Source organism: Trichocoleus sp. DQ-A1 (genome assembly GCF_039961955.1).
In the GTDB taxonomy this organism is placed as follows: Bacteria; Cyanobacteriota; Cyanobacteriia; order Cyanobacteriales; family FACHB-T130; genus FACHB-T130.
On the sequence record NZ_JAMPKE010000010.1, the window covers coordinates 90,447 to 105,772 of the forward strand.

Sequence of the window (15,326 nt, forward strand, 5' to 3'; positions counted from 1 at the left end):
TTGTACCGTGGAAAAATACAATCGGCGGGAGTTTATTGTGTATGGCTCAGCCACCGTTTGCAGCCTCTTGCTACTGAGCGTTAGTGCTAGCAGCAAGCCTTCTCAAGCATCAACCAATCCTATTTCCACAAAAATATCAACGAATGAGTATGTTGAAAATAAATGGCAAGAACTCGAACAGCGGTGGCAAGAAATTTTGCAAAAACACGAGCAGCGGTGGCAATACACAGAGCAAACTTGGGAAAACAATCAAATGCCCCCTATCATCCGAATCCGCATGGTTGAGTCTCACCGTTCTGTGTACGATTTAGTTCATCTTATTCAAACTGCTAGAAAACACTCAGTGCTGAGTCAACTTTATCCGTATACCAGTCATTATTGTTTAGGTTTCAGCAGATATACGGAACCTCCTTTTTGGTACGATTGCCCTGCTGCTGTACCCACCGGAAAGGGGCAGTATGAAGTATTGGCTCCTAGTAATTATCAACAGATTATTGCAATCGTTAATGATGCACCAACAGCAATTAGCTTGATAGTTGAAAATTTACCGCGTAAATATTCTAATCTTTATACTTAAATGCAAAAGCTAAATGATATTAAATCCGGTTGATTATTCAGCATTTGCAAACAACCTCTCCCCGCCATCGCCGATGGCTCCGGTTTCCCTCTCCGTCAACGGAGAGGGGTTAGGGATGAGGTTTCAAATGATGTCATCAAATCCGGTTGATTATTCAGCATTTGCTTTAGCATTCCCTCAGAAACTCTTCCCGCGATCGCCTGCGGCTCTTCCCTCTCCGTTAACGGAGAGGGGATAGGGGTGAGGTTCCAAACAATGACGATTTAAATAAATTTGATATGAGGAAGTGATAAATTATGCAAGCAATTCAAAAGTCGCCAGAAGTCATTCAAGAATTAACGCTCGATGCACCCGTTTGTGTAGTAACACTCTTAGAAGATAGGGCACAGGTGCGACGAATTGGCAAAATTAATTTAACCCAAGGACTGTGGAGAATTCAAGTCCAGAAAGTTGCCCCAGTTCTTTCAGATAAATCTCTTCGGGCAGAGTTTTGTGAGGAATATCCAGAGGCACGGATTGACGATGTTCGCGTTCGCCGCCAGATGTTGGTTAAGGAAACAGATCGACTAGCCAATGTAGAGATGCAAAATTTCGCGTCTCTACAAGCAGAACTGCGATCGCTACTTAACTCCTTCAACAATATCAGCGAAGACCGCCAGCACCTCGAATCGTGCTTCGAGCGAGTAAACACCATCCTTGCTAAAGGTTTGCAGGAACTCCCCGTGGATGCAATTTGGGGACAAATTGACCCTAAATCCTGGAGAGAGCAAATTTCTACTTTATTTAAACAATTGCGAGATTTCCGATCGGAAATCTTAAGCAGCTATCACACTCAAGAACAACTACACCAGCAAATTCACGACTTAATTGCCAAAGCAGAAGCCTTATCGCGTCCCGATATGGTCTATGTTGCCAACATCGAAGCCGACTTAATGATTCCCCAAGCGGGAGAGTATGCGATCGCTTTCGACTATGTGGTTCCCGGTGCCATGTGGCGACCTTGGCACCAAGCACGCCTTCTCCTCGACGAAAAACCGACGCTCTCTTTCCGCTTCGATGGCTGTGTCTGGCAACGCACGGGAGAAGATTGGAAAGACGTAGATTTAGTCTTTTCTACCGCCCGCGCATCCTTAGGAACTGAACCACCCCTGCTGACAGATGACCCTTTAAATGTTCAAGAAAAATCTCAGCAGATAATCATTCAAGCGAGAGATCAACAAGTTCAGACAGCCGGACTCGGAACCGACACCACCCCCGCCACAGTTGATTTACCCGGTGTTGATGACGGCGGCGAAGTTCGCAACCTACGCAGCCAGACAAAAGCAACGATTCCCTCAGATGGTCGCCCTTACCGCGTTTCCATCTACTCCTTCGACTCTCCCGCCTCTGTAGAGTATGTCTTGATGCCAGAATTATCCTGTCAAGTCATCCTCAAGAGCGAACAGACAAACACTTCTAAATTCCCGATTCTAGCTGGGCCAGTGGATTTAGTGCGGACTTCTGGCTTTGTCGGTCGTACCTCAGTTCTATTTATCGCGCCTGGAGAGAAATTTGCTTTGGGATGGGGAGCGGATAATGCAATGCGCGTGCAGCGCACCCAAACCCAAAAAAGAAAACAGGATCACTTGACTAAATGGAACAGTGTCACAACTACAACAACATTGTTCCTTTCCAATATTGGCGAAGAACAAAGAGCGATCGCAACCACTGAGCGGGTGCCGGTTTCGGAGCTAGAGCAAGTGAAAGTAGAGGTAATCTCCGATAAAACCACTGACGGCATCCAGGCAGATGAAAACGGCTTTTGCACCTGGAATTTTACCCTCGAACCTTACTCTCAACTCCAGGCATCCTTGGTCTACCAAGTTTCAGCCGCACCGGAAGTACAAGGCATCTAGGGCTTTGCTCCCATGAATTTAGGCGCTATGACGGGGGAACTTTTGGGTAAAGAATGATATCACATAATTAAAGAAAAGAAATCTACCCAGCTCCATAACCTCCTCACCATGTCTTTGCCTTCAAGCTCCTCCAAGCGTCTATTTGGACGGTCAATTGCAGCCCTAGCCACCGTCGTCCTCTCCACCCTCAATGCGGTCAACCCCAGCCAAGCCGCCGTTTTTGCTCAAAAAGAAGTTGAACAAGGTAAATTCATTGCCGTAGCTGCTCCTTACGGCACGAATAGTCATCAACTGCTGATTCTGGAACAGGTATCAGATAAACGGGCGTGTTGGAGTGAAAGTGGCGATCGCCCAACAGCAGTCGATCCGCTGCTACTCAACTTTGACTTCACCGGCATTTGCGGACGCAGTACCGATAGCAACGGCTATTCTATGCGTATGGCGGGGACGGATTTGGGGCTGAAGTACAGCTTCAACTTAGTAAAGCGCGACGGCGAACTCGTCCTTGTCGGCACCAACTTTAGCGATCGCACTGTCCCAACGATTGAAATTGGCAGAACCAACGGACTCAGCGATGGTTTTATGAAAATCAATCTCGATCCGGCGTGGCGGTTTGCCAAAAGAACCTACAACGGGAAAACCCTCGGTCACGTCTATCTTGCCAGCGACCAAGCCGCGCCGGGAATCGACCCTGGCGACATTGCAACCCCACCCGGAAGCTCCAGCTTCGGAGATATCGCCTCAGATGTCTACGCGAAAGAAATTGAACAAGCCGTTGCTCTTGGCTTCGTCGCTGGCTTCAAAGAAGACAACACCTTCCGCCCTCAAGTTGCCTTAACCAGAGAGCAACTGGTGTCTATGGTGTTGGAATCTTTAACAAAGCTACCCGAAGCTAATGTCACGATCCCGACTCAAGCTGCATCTCAACCCTATCCCGATGTCGATGCTTCGCGCTGGAGCGCCGCTAAAATTAAATGGGCGCGGGATAACAATATTGTCAGTGGCTACCAAGACGGCACCTTCAAACCCACTCAACCCGTCACCAGAGCTGAATTGATGGCAGTGCTGCGACGTGCTGCTGAATTTGGCAAAAATATGCGTGGGCTTACGCCAGAATTAGCGACTAAAAACTCAGCGAAAACCTTCTCAGACACCGAAAAACACTGGGCTTCCTCGCTGATTAGCCAAATGTCTTCTTATTGCAACGTCGCCTCCCCAGTTAATGAAGTCGGTAGCAAGTTTGAGCCAAACTCTCCGACTCGCCGCAACTATGCTGCCGCCGCCACTCTGCGGATGCTCAACTGCGTCAAAACTGAGTAATCCCGATCGTCTCGCGTCTAGTAGACTTTCAAAACAATTTTGAGAGTTTATTCCAGACGCGATCAATCCTTTTTCTAGGACAAATGAATCCTGCCACTCAACCCTAACTAATTCGTAGATATTGGGTTAAAAAACCTTCGTCACGATTAAACATCAGCGGGTTCTCGTCGGCACGTAGCGGCTAGCTTTTCTAACAACAGATCCAGTTTTTGCTCGATTTCTCCGGCACACTGTCGATAGGTTGTCAAGTCGCCACCATAGGGATCGGCGATTTCAGATTGCTCGGAATAGCCAACGTATTTTTTTAAGGTATATACTTTGTCAGCAGCAGCAGAGAAGGCATCAGCGATCGCTTTCTTTTGTCCGCCCGTCATTGTCAGCACTAAATCTGCCCAATCGAAGAGCTGGCGATCCAGGCGCTTCGCTTCATGGTAATGATGGATACCATACTCCTTCAGGACGCGCTGGGTCTGCGGGGATGCAGAATCTCCCTCAAATGCTACGACGCCTGCCGACCGCACCTCGACTTCCATTCCTTGCGCTTTTTGTCGGAATAGCGCTTCTGCCATCGGACTACGACAGGTATTGCCCGTACACACAAATAAAATCCGCATTTGTGACCCTCCCTTTTTTCTCTCGCTGTTGCTCAGCCAATAAAACTGCTGTAGTTAATTCTACGGAAGATTGGGTCTTTTTATTGCATAAACGCGAACATTCTTTTCCTGAATAATTGTGTCTTTTTCGTAAGTTAAGCTGACTTTCATTGCGACCTTCTGAGACGCGATGTTTCCGGGAGCGATTAAGGAAATGAGGCGGTTATAACCCAGAGCAAAACCATAATCCCGAATTGCACTCGCCGCTTCGGTTGCCAAACCCTTTCCCCAGTATTCCTTAGCCAACATATAACCAATCTCGACTTCTTCTTGCCCATCCACTCGCTGCGGTATTAATCCACACCGACCAATAAACTGGTTGTCAGCTTTGTGAATGGTCGCCCACAAACCGAAGCCGTATTTCTCGTAGCAGCTAAATACCCACTCAATGTGACTCTTTGTTTCTTCGGATGTCCGCGTATTGGGGAAGAACTTCATCACGACCGGATCTGCAAAAATAGTTGCCAAGTCATCTACATCATCCCAGGTGAGATGTCGGAGAAGTAAGCGCGGTGTTTCAGTTACAATCATCTGATTTTTGGGTGCCTGTTTCACAAAATGGAGTGCAACTGATATCTTGCACTAATATCTTGCGATCCTGCACCAACCCGATAACCCGCCTACAATTCAAATTTTGGGTGAATAAATCAGGTCTATTGAAATAGCCTGAAAACCTTAATATTTCTAATTCTTAGTCTGTTTTAACGAAATTAAAGCTATCAGCAAAAAATTTACTTTCCTTGCGTCTCATTAAACTTCAATTTTCATGCCGAGAAATGTAAAACGCACTATCTTTGTTATTAGACCTATTTTGACACCGCAAAAATGAGGCTGAGGATAACACGGCGACGGTTCGGTATGCTAACGATCGCAAGTACCTTGGTCGTTGCTAAGGATGCGATCGCATCCCGCATCGCGAATGCAAACCTTACAAAAAATATTTTTATGCAAGCAAGCCCTAAAACTTCCAGCGCAGTCGCGAAAACCCTGGAGCCTGGTAGTATTGACGTGACCCTGCGGATCAATGGTAAATCGCACACTTTGCAAATAGAACCGCGCGTGACGCTACTGGACGCACTGCGCGAACGCATCGGTCTGACAGGCACCAAGAAGGGTTGCGATCGCGGACAATGCGGTGCGTGTACTGTGTTAGTCGATGGACGGCGCATCAACTCGTGTCTGACCTTGGCGGTCATGCATGAGGACGCGGAAATTACAACAATTGAAGGTTTAGCTCGCGGCGATGAACTTCATCCTATGCAGGCGGCTTTTATTAAGCATGACGGCTTTCAGTGTGGATATTGTACGCCCGGTCAGATCGTGTCGGCGGTGGGTCTATTGGCAGAAGGGTGCCCGACATCCGATGAGGGAATTCGGGAGTGTATGAGCGGCAATCTCTGTCGCTGCGGTGCCTATCCTGGGATTGTAGCCGCTGTGCGCGAAGTTCATCAGACGCAGACTAGCAATGGGTAGTCGGGAAGCATGAGCAATTCCTTCACCAATCATTTGCATACCCGCTTTGCCCTGAAATAATCGGGCTAATCGCTAAAGTTAGCTAAAGCTAACTGGATATGGATTTCAACGGGTTGAAATGATTTTAAGCAGTGAAACCGGAACTTGATTTTATAGCTCTTAAGCTTAGTGCCATTCAATTCAAACCCATGCACAGGAGTTTTAATGAAACCTTTTAGTTATGTGCGTGCTACTGAAAAAGGCGCAGCCATTCAGACAGTTGCCGGGGATCGGGCAGCAAAATTTATCGCAGGCGGCACTAATTTAATCGACTTGATGAAAGGAGGCGTGGCGCAGCCTGACCAACTGGTGGACATCACCCGGCTACCCTTGGCAGACGTGACGGCAATCTCGAATGGCTTACGCATCGGGGCGATGGCACGCAACAGCGACGTGGCAAATAATCGGTTGGTGCGCGATCGCTATCCGTTACTTTCTCAAGCGTTACTCGCTGGCGCGTCACCGCAACTGCGGAATATGGCAACCATCGGCGGTAACTTGATGCAAAGAACGCGCTGCTACTACTTCAACGATTCGACGATGCCGTGCAACAAGCGCGAACCCGGTTCCGGTTGTTCGGCGATTGAAGGGTACAACCGCATTCACGCGATTTTCGGTGCCAGCGAACAGTGCATTGCAACGCATCCCTCGGATATGTGCGTGGCGCTGGCAGCCCTTGATGCCGTAGTGCGCGTTGAGGGGCCGAACGGAGAGCGACAAATCCCCATCAGTGACTTTCACCGCTTACCGGAAGATACGCCTCAAATCGACACGGTACTTCAACATGACGAACTAATCGTTGCGGTTGATTTGCCCAATTCACCCTTTGCCGCGCGATCGCACTATTTAAAAGTACGAGATCGCGCTAGTTATGCCTTTGCCCTGGTTTCCGTCGCCGCTGCCCTCGATATCGACAACAGCACCATTAAAGCGGCGCGAGTCGCGATGGGGGGCGTCGCACATAAGCCGTGGCGGGCGGTTGAGGCGGAGAAAATTCTAGTTGGTGCAAAAGCGAACGAGCAAACCTTTGCAGCAGCAGCAGAGGCAACAGTTCGGGAAGCCCAACCCCAAAAATACAACCGATTCAAAGTTGAAATGGCAAAACGAGCGATCGCGCGGGCACTCACAAAAGCAGCAGGAGGCACCGTATGAGTCAATCTGATAATGCAACCAACCAAGCTGTGGGCAAGCCGATAAATCGGGTGGATGGACGCCTGAAGGTGACGGGCGGTGCCCGCTACTCGGCGGAAATCCCTGTAGAAAATCTCGCCTATGCCGTCACTATCGGCAGCGCGATCGCCCGCGGGCGGATTAAGAGCATCGACACCCGTGCAGCGGAACAGTCGCCTGGTGTATTGGGCATCCTGACGCACCTCAACCCGCCCAAACTCCTTCCAGTCGCAACCTTGTTCGGGGGTGGGGCTGCCGCCGAAAACCGCCTGGTGCTGCAAGAAGCGGTTGTACATCACATCGGTCAGCACATCGGCGTTGCGATTGCTGACACCCTGGAAAACGCCACCCACGCCGCATCCCTCGTCCGCGTCGATTACGAAGCCGAAACGCCAGTAGTGGAGATGGAAAAGGCGCAGACATACGCGCCGAAGTCCGTGTTTGGCAAACCGCCAGAGACGATACGCGGCAATCCGACGCAAGCGTTAGCCGATGCTGAGGTGCGGATTGAAGAAACTTACCGGACGCCCACCGAACACCACAACCCGATGGAGACGCACGCGACAACTGCCGTGTGGGAGGGCGATCGCCTCACCATTTACGACGCAACGCAGTACAACTTCGGCGTGCGTCAGGCAATGGCGACGACATTTGGCATTCCCGAAGAGAACGTGCGCGTCGTGTGTCAATTCATCGGCGGCGCGTTTGGCGGCAAAGGTTTGGTTTGGCCTCACGTAACGCTGGCAGCGATCGCTGCCCGTCAGGTACGTCGTCCCGTGAAATTAGTTTTAACCCGCGAACAGATGTTCACCACGGTCGGGCACCGGGCGGAAACCGAGCAACAAGTCGCACTGGGAGCAACCCGCGACGGTCGCCTCACCGCGATCGCCCATCGGGGCATCTCCCATACTTCAACGTTCGAGGAATTCCTCGAACCGTACACTGTGGGAACCCACATGATGTACGCCACTCCCAACTTGCAAGCAAAGCAAAGTCTCGTCCGTCTCAACAAGGGAACGCCGACCTTTATGCGTGCCCCCGGCGAAAGTCCGGGAATGTTCGCCCTGGAATCGGCAATGGACGAACTCGCTTATGCCGTGAAACTTGACCCAATTGAGTTGCGCCTCCGCAATCATGCAGACATAGATCCCAGCAATAACCTGCCTTGGTCGAGCAAGTCGCTCAAAGAATGTTACCAACTCGGCGCAGAAAAATTTGGCTGGTCGCGGCGCACTCCCGTACCGGGTTCGATGCGGGACGGTCGTTACCTGGTCGGGATGGGCATGGCAAGCGCCACGTACCCCGTGAACCACTTCCCCGCTAGCGCTAGAGTCCGTATTTTGCAAGACGGCACCGCCTTAGTGCAGAGTGGTTCCCAAGAGATGGGGACGGGTACGGCGACGGTGATGGCGCAAGTCGCCGCTGACGCCCTTGGTTTGCCGGTTGAGCGAGTGCGATTTGAGCTGGGAGATACCCAGTTGCCCCGTGCGCCGATATCGGGCGGATCGGCGACGATGGGAAGCGTGGGGACTGCCGTGCATGAAGCGGCACAAGCAGCCCGTAGGAAGGTACTGGAGTTGGCACGCACGGATGCTAGTTCGCCGCTTTACAACGTCCCGGAAACGGACATAGCGATTGAGGGCGGACGCCTGTTTCACAAGAGCGATCGCAACCAGGGCGAAACTTACCAAGCGGTGCTGACGCGCCAAAATTTGCCGCAAGTCGAAGAAAGCTTTGATGCCAAGTTTAACCGCGCCGAGAAGAAGTATTCCATGCACTCCTTCGGCGCTCAATTTGCCGAAGTGCGCGTCGATCCTGACTTTGGCGAAGTGCGCGTAACCCGCTTTGTGGGAGCCTTTGGGGTGGGACAGGTAATCAACCTCAAAACAGCGCGATCGCAAATGATTGGCGGTATCGTCATGGGGCTAGGTATGGCACTACTAGAAGAAACGGTGACAGACTCCCGTACCGGACGCATCGTCAACGCCAACCTTGGTGAGTACCACGTACCCGTCAACGCAGACATCCCCGCAATTGAGTCGTACTTCGTCGAAGAAATCGACCCGTACATTAACCCGATTGGAGCCAAAGGCGCAGGCGAAATTGGCATCACTGGCGTGGCGGCGGCGGTGGCAAACGCTGTCTATCACGCCACCGGCAAGCGCATCCGCGACCTCCCGATTACACCGGATAAGTTGCTGTAATCTGTCTTAGAACCTAACCCCCCAGCCCCCTTCTCTGGTACGGAAGGGGAGCCATAGTCAAAGCCCCTCTCCGACACGGAGAGGGGTTTGGGGAGAGGTCAGCCCGTATTGGCTCAAACTGCAAAGCTCTATATGAAAGAATTACAGGAGATTGTTGCCGCATTTGCAAAAGCCAAAAATTGCGGCAAGACAGTAGCGATCGCCACCATTGTCAAAGTCAGTGGGTCTACCTACCGGCGACCGGGCGCTCGAATGCTGATAACACTAGAGGGTCAGAGAATCGGCTCGATTAGCGGCGGCTGTCTGGAGAATGACGTTTTTGAACGCGCTCAACAGGTCATCGTGTCCGGTCAACCCATGTTGGTGAACTACGATACGACCTCCGACAATGACATCGTCTGGGGGCTGGGACTCGGTTGCAAGGGAATGGTACAGGTGTTGATTGAACGCCTAATTCCAGAAAACGAGTTAAGTCCGATGACCTTTCTGGCAGAGTGTCTGCATCGGCGGCAAGTCGGAGTTCTCGCAACAATATTTCACATTGAAGGTCAAATAAAGGCACAAGTCGGAACCCATTTAATGCTGCATCAAGATGGCACGATTTTCAGTAACCTCGAAGATGCACATTTGAGTGCAGACATACTCGAAGATGCCCGTGAAGTGCTTGATAAAAATTGCTCGCTTTTTAAAGCGTATCCCTTACTGGGAGGGAAAGCCGAAGTTTTTATCGAAGCGATTCAGCCACCTGTCTCGCTGGTCATTTTTGGAGCAGGTGACGATGCTATCCCGGTTGTACGCTTGGCGAAAGAATTGGGATGGTGCGTAACAGTCGTTGATAGCCGACCTGCCAATGCAAAATCAGACCGATTTCCCAGCGCCGATGAAGTGATTTTGTCTCGCCCAGAAATCGTCAATGAAACCCTAGAAATCGATAAGCGCACAGTAGCTGTCGTGATGACTCATAACTATCTGCACGACCTAGAAATCCTGAAAACTCTTTTACCTTCTCCCGTGCAATATTTAGGCATTCTTGGCCCCAAGAGAAGAACCGAACAGTTACTTCTTGAGCTAAAAGAACAGGGAATTCAGCTTACAGAAGCCCAACTTCACCGCTTGCATGGTCCTGTTGGACTGGATATTGGCGCTGATACACCGGAAGCGATCGCACTCTCAATTGTGGCGGAAATTCACGCGGTTCTCGCGGATCGTTCGGGTGGTTTATTAAGAAACCGCAAACAACCGATTCACAACCGGAGTACCGGATGAATGCACCCGTCGTCGGTTTAATTATTCTCGCCGCCGGAGCATCCACTCGCATGGGGACTCCAAAACAACTGCTGATGTATCAAGGGCGCAGCTTCCTCCGCCACACCGCAGAAGTTGCGATCGCTTCCCGCTGTCAACCCATCGTTGTCGTTCTGGGTGCAAATGCCGAACAAATGAAGCCGGAAGTCAACTTATTACCCGTCCAAATTGTCGAAAACCCACAGTGGGAGGAGGGGATGAGTGCTTCGATTCGGGTAAGTATTGAAGCGCTGAGTAATTTAAATCAGAACATAGAAGCGGTTGCGATCGCACTTTGCGATCAGCCTTTCATCTCTTCCCAACTACTCAATCAAATTGTGGAAGCCTATCAGGTGACGCGCCAACCGATTATCGCTTCAGAGTATGCCGGAAGCTTGGGCGTACCCGCTTTGTTCAGCCGCGCCTTGTTTCCAGAACTCATGAGCCTAAAAACGACCGCAGGCGCAAAACAAATCATTAAAAAATATTCTACCGAAGTCTTTCACCTCCCCTTCCCGGAGGGTGCTATCGACATTGACACACCAAAAGATTATCAAAAATTTCAAGCGATCGCTGATGAGTATCTACAAAGCAGGACTGGTATTTAACAAATATAGCAATCCTAAATGAGTTGTAAACTTCTCTCTCTTCTCTTCTCTTTCTCTGTGTTCTCTGCGTCTTGGCGGTTCGTTTTTCCCCCAAATCACATAGGACTGATATATCAAGATGAAAGATGATGCATTTTTTACTTTTTAAAGCATTTTCTCCATGAACACAGTACAAGGACTCGTATTGTATCGCTCAATAAAATAGAAGCCGAGCCGCTGATAAAGCTTCAGAGCTTGTGCTTGTTTTTGTTCATCAATCGTATCCAGCCTGACTTTCTTATAACCTATAATTCTGGCAAAATCTAAGAGCATCTGAGCCATTTTCGTCCCCAACCCTCGTCCTCGATAATCTTTAAGAAACCACATTCTCTTTAGTTCGCAGATGTCGTCGCTCAAACGCCGAATTGCGCCACTGCCAACAACCCGCTCCTCATCAATCAGCACCAAGAATGTGCCCTTATTGTCGAAGTAGTGCGATTGCACGTCATCTATATCAGACATGGCATCGTAATGCCTAATCACTTCTTCAGGAAGCTGCCATATTTCGTTGCAAACCGCGATGATTACGCGCTTGACTTCTTCAACTTGGTGTGATTTTATCGGTTTGATTTCTATCATCTTTTTGTCTGCTATTGCGTATAAACGGCACAGATTATAAGTTTGAGATCCTTAAAGTCGATGTGCAAGCGCTGAGTAAAGCCCCACCAAGTGTGAAGGCGGAAAACCGATTGCCAGTTAGAAAAAATGTCTATCTTAAGACGTATCCCCAAGCAAGTGACAAAACATTGTTCCCTGCGTTGACTGAGCGCAAGTCAATCAGGCAAACTTTAACAAAGAAATTAGCGATGAAGACACGACAGTTAGGACAAAGCGATCTCACCGTCTCGGCAATCGGTTTGGGTTGCATGGGAATGTCAGATTTTTACAGCAACCGCGATGATACTGAATCAATTGCCACCATTCATCGGGCGCTGGAGTTGGGGCTAAATTTTCTCGACACGGCTGATATGTATGGGCCATTCAAGAACGAAGAATTGGTCGGACAAGCGATAAGGAATCGCCGCGACTCTGTGGTTCTCGCTACTAAATTCGGCATCGTTCGCAGCGAAGACCCTAACGTTCGCGGTATCAATGGCAAACCGGAGTATGTTCGCTCAGCCTGCGAAGCGAGTTTGCGTCGTCTGGGTGTAGAGACGATTGACCTCTACTACCAGCACCGAGTTGACCCAAATACTCCCATCGAAGAAACCGTCGGTGCGATGGCGCAACTGGTTCAAGAAGGCAAAGTCAGATATTTAGGACTCTCGGAAGCCGGATCGGAAACCTTGCGTCGTGCTTGCTCCGTACATCAAATTACCGCATTGCAGAGCGAGTATTCCCTGTGGAGCCGCGATCCAGAAGACGACATTCTTGCCACCTGTCGAGAGCTTAACATTGGCTTTGTTGCCTATAGCCCGCTCGGACGGGGCTTTTTGACCGGGCAGATCAAAAGCTTTGATGACTTGGCTGCTGATGATTACCGCCGCAACTCACCGCGTTTTCAGGGCGAGAACTTTCAGAAAAATCTGGAACTGGTACAACGGATTGGCGAAATTGCCCAAGAAAAAGGGTGCCGACCAGCGCAGCTGGCTCTTGCTTGGGTGCTGGCGCAGGGTGAAGACATCGTTCCGATTCCCGGAACTAAGCGACGACAATATTTGGAAGAAAATATCGCGGCGCTGGAAGTGAATCTGACGCCAGAAGATTTGCAGCGCATTGACGAAGTGGCCCCCAAAGGCGTCGCTAGCGGCGGACGTTATCCGGAATCGATGATGAGCATGGTAAACCGCTGACATTTTTTATCAACGGTTTCTGCTACAAAGATGCTTGTGACAGGTCAAAGTTACTGCGTGCAATCCTGAAAGCGGTTAATTCCGAGCCATCAGATTTTTTGTCCATGCTAAAACTCCCTTCGTTCTACGAGGAAAACCATGAGATACAAGCTATTAGGAAAGAGTGGATTAAGAGTTTCCGAACTCTGCCTTGGCACAATGACTTTTGGTGAAGACTGGGGCTGGGGCGCATCCAAAGATGAAAGCCGCCAAATCTTTGATGCCTTTGTGGAAGCAGGCGGTAACTTTATTGACACTGCCAACGGCTACACAGAGGGCACCAGCGAGAAAATGGTTGGTGAGTTCATTGCCTCAGAACGGGAACGCTTTGTCGTTGCTACCAAATACTCATTTCCCTTGCACATGAGCGCTCGCGCGGGCAACCCCAATGGCAGTGGCAATCATCGCAAGAACATGATGCAGTCGTTGGAAGGCAGTCTGAAACGCCTGAAAACTGACTACATTGACATATACTGGCTGCACGCTTGGGACTTTATGACGCCTGTAGAGGAAGTGATGCGTGCCTTCGATGACATGGTACGTTCTGGCAAGGTTCTCTACATTGGCATTTCTGACGCACCCGCCTGGATTATTTCCCAAGCAAACACGCTGGCGCAGTGTTACGGCTGGACGCCGTTTGTAGCGCTGCAAGTCGAGTACAGTTTGATTCAGCGGACGCCGGAACGGGACTTGTTACCGATGGCAAAGGCTTTCGACTTGGCAATTACGCCGTGGTCGCCCTTGGGTGGCGGTGTGCTAACGGGCAAGTACAATCAGCGCACCCAGAGCAACAATAGCGAACAGGGGGGCGAACAGGGGCGAATCGGAACGATAGGGGGAAATATTTCCGAGCGGAATTTAGCGATCGCTGACGTTGTGTGTCAAGTTGCCGAAGAAATTGGGCACACGCCTTCACAGGTGGCGCTGGCTTGGCTAAGCGCTCAAAGCAGCGTCATCATCCCGATTATCGGTTCTCGGAAGGTCAGCCAGATCGAAGATAATCTGGCTTGCCTAGATGTCCATCTGACGCCAGAGCATTTGCAACGCCTCAATGAGGTGAGTCAGATCGATCTGGGCTTCCCCCATGACTTCCTGAGTAATGACACGATCCGCGATCGCCTTTATGGCGGCACATTCAACTTAATCGACAATCATCGCAGCTGAAACCAGGGTAAGGAATAAATCAATAAACCCATGCTATTTCCTGATAATTTCCAATGGCGATCTAATTCACCTTGCAGAATTTACGCTAAAGCCAGAGAATCAGGAATGCTTGGGGGAATTGGAGCGGGAATCTGTAATGTTAAGGTTGCAAAATCCAGAACGAAACGATTTTTAAATCTCCCACAAAAATGTATCGCTTAAATAAGGTGAAGTTGCCATGAAAGTTAAATCTGCATATACAAGGCTTCTGGTTACTGATATTGAAGCTTGCTTTCTGTTCTACCGAGATGTAATGCAATTCAAGGTAAATGTAGAAGATTTCACGAGCGGATATGCTGAATTTGAAGCGGGAGATATGAAGCTGGCTTTATTCAGGCGCAAGGAAATGGCAGAGATGATCGGAAACGATCAGAAGCCTTCCAGTGCAGAATGTCAAGACAAAGTTGTATTAATTTTCTCAGTCCCTAACTTGGACGAAGCCTATCACGAATTAAGACATAAAGGCATCGAATTTACTACAGATCCGATGACCAACCCATACTATGGAATGAAAACAGCCTATCTTCGAGATCCTGATGGAAATCTTATTGGTTTATATGAGTTTTTAGACTGATATAAAAAAGTCAGTCTGGTTAGCGATGCCTAAGCTTATGATTGCGCGATCGCTATTTGCATTCTAGGCCTGCCGTCAGCATTACAAAAAAAGCGCTGCCCCTGGATAGCAGTTGATCTCAGCGTTCGGAAACCAAAGGCAAACCAAATTCCGCATCCCTCTTAGGTGCGGCTTGCTGACGGACACAGTGCCTTCGATACCTTTAAAGAACTCCTGACACAAGGCGGTGCAGGTTTAATCGAACCCATGTGAAATGAGCCAATATCCTGGCGTGCTACCGATCCGAGAAGAGGACTTTCCAGCGAATAATGTAGCTGAAGAGAGAAGATCGCAACTTTAATCTGGCGAACTGACTTTTTCCGCCCTTGTTGTCCCAGCGCTAACTATCGGTCTCCAAACCACCATTGCTCCCCTAAATCGAAATATAAAATTACAGTTTTCCGTGTTCCGAAATC

15 protein-coding genes are annotated in these 15,326 nt (G+C 49.7%); 12 read left to right on the forward strand and 3 right to left on the reverse strand.

The features are described 5' to 3' along the window. Positions 1–7: 7 nt before the first annotated feature. The 4 genes from NDI33_RS12355 (at position 8) to NDI33_RS12370 (ending at position 3,792) form a co-directional block, all read left to right on the forward strand. The gene (locus tag NDI33_RS12355; protein ID WP_190524081.1) at positions 8–577 is read left to right on the forward strand and encodes a DUF6193 family natural product biosynthesis protein; all 570 of its coding nucleotides are present in this window, start codon (positions 8–10) and stop codon (positions 575–577) included. A gap of 13 nt (positions 578–590) precedes the next feature. Beyond that, on the forward strand, positions 591–815 hold the full coding sequence (locus NDI33_RS12360; RefSeq protein ID WP_190674896.1) for a hypothetical protein: 225 nt from the start codon (positions 591–593) through the stop codon (positions 813–815). A gap of 58 nt (positions 816–873) precedes the next feature. Further along, a complete protein-coding gene (locus tag NDI33_RS12365; RefSeq protein WP_190674898.1) occupies positions 874–2,472 on the forward strand; it encodes a mucoidy inhibitor MuiA family protein in 1,599 nt (532 codons plus the stop codon). A 108-nt stretch (positions 2,473–2,580) separates the two neighbouring features. Then, entirely contained in the window at positions 2,581–3,792 is a 1,212-nt protein-coding gene (locus NDI33_RS12370) for a DUF3747 domain-containing protein (protein ID WP_190674901.1), read from the forward strand. A 146-nt stretch (positions 3,793–3,938) separates the two neighbouring features. Here the strand turns inward: NDI33_RS12370 and NDI33_RS12375 are convergent, their stop codons facing one another. Next, the gene (locus NDI33_RS12375) at positions 3,939–4,406 is read right to left on the reverse strand and encodes a low molecular weight protein arginine phosphatase (RefSeq protein ID WP_190674904.1); all 468 of its coding nucleotides are present in this window, start codon (positions 4,404–4,406) and stop codon (positions 3,939–3,941) included. 60 nt (positions 4,407–4,466) lie between these two features. Beyond that, the gene (locus NDI33_RS12380; RefSeq protein ID WP_190675104.1) at positions 4,467–4,976 is read right to left on the reverse strand and encodes a GNAT family N-acetyltransferase; all 510 of its coding nucleotides are present in this window, start codon (positions 4,974–4,976) and stop codon (positions 4,467–4,469) included. A gap of 294 nt (positions 4,977–5,270) precedes the next feature. On the opposite strand from NDI33_RS12380, the gene NDI33_RS12385 reads away from it, so the two are divergent. The 5 genes from NDI33_RS12385 (at position 5,271) to NDI33_RS12405 (ending at position 11,223) form a co-directional block, all read left to right on the forward strand. Next, entirely contained in the window at positions 5,271–5,918 is a 648-nt protein-coding gene (locus NDI33_RS12385; protein ID WP_190674907.1) for a 2Fe-2S iron-sulfur cluster-binding protein, read from the forward strand. A gap of 204 nt (positions 5,919–6,122) precedes the next feature. Beyond that, complete coding sequence (locus NDI33_RS12390) at positions 6,123–7,109, forward strand: xanthine dehydrogenase family protein subunit M (protein ID WP_190674909.1); 987 nt, start codon at positions 6,123–6,125, stop codon at positions 7,107–7,109. Then, on the forward strand, positions 7,106–9,331 hold the full coding sequence (locus NDI33_RS12395) for a xanthine dehydrogenase family protein molybdopterin-binding subunit (RefSeq protein WP_190674912.1): 2,226 nt from the start codon (positions 7,106–7,108) through the stop codon (positions 9,329–9,331). The genes NDI33_RS12390 and NDI33_RS12395 overlap by 4 nt, the downstream gene beginning before the upstream one ends. A gap of 132 nt (positions 9,332–9,463) precedes the next feature. Further along, complete coding sequence (locus NDI33_RS12400; protein ID WP_190674913.1) at positions 9,464–10,597, forward strand: XdhC/CoxI family protein; 1,134 nt, start codon at positions 9,464–9,466, stop codon at positions 10,595–10,597. Beyond that, positions 10,594–11,223, forward strand: coding sequence for a nucleotidyltransferase family protein (locus tag NDI33_RS12405; RefSeq protein ID WP_190674917.1), 630 nt, complete (start codon positions 10,594–10,596; stop codon positions 11,221–11,223). Before NDI33_RS12400 ends, NDI33_RS12405 begins: the two co-directional genes overlap by 4 nt. A gap of 144 nt (positions 11,224–11,367) precedes the next feature. Here NDI33_RS12405 and NDI33_RS12410 read toward each other — a convergent pair whose 3' ends face one another. Further along, on the reverse strand, positions 11,368–11,841 hold the full coding sequence (locus NDI33_RS12410; RefSeq protein WP_190411574.1) for a GNAT family N-acetyltransferase: 474 nt from the start codon (positions 11,839–11,841) through the stop codon (positions 11,368–11,370). Between the two features lie 227 nt (positions 11,842–12,068). On the opposite strand from NDI33_RS12410, the gene NDI33_RS12415 reads away from it, so the two are divergent. The 3 genes from NDI33_RS12415 to NDI33_RS12425 all read left to right on the forward strand — a co-directional run bounded on the left by NDI33_RS12415 (position 12,069) and on the right by NDI33_RS12425 (position 14,871). Beyond that, positions 12,069–13,055 carry an aldo/keto reductase gene (locus NDI33_RS12415; protein ID WP_190674921.1) on the forward strand — a complete coding sequence of 329 codons (987 nt, stop codon included), beginning with the start codon at positions 12,069–12,071 and terminating at the stop codon, positions 13,053–13,055. Between the two features lie 138 nt (positions 13,056–13,193). After that, a complete protein-coding gene (locus tag NDI33_RS12420; RefSeq protein WP_190674923.1) occupies positions 13,194–14,258 on the forward strand; it encodes an aldo/keto reductase in 1,065 nt (354 codons plus the stop codon). 217 nt (positions 14,259–14,475) lie between these two features. Then, positions 14,476–14,871: a VOC family protein gene (locus NDI33_RS12425; RefSeq protein ID WP_190674925.1), complete on the forward strand. Its 396-nt coding sequence runs from the start codon at positions 14,476–14,478 to the stop codon at positions 14,869–14,871. Positions 14,872–15,326 lie beyond the last annotated feature (455 nt).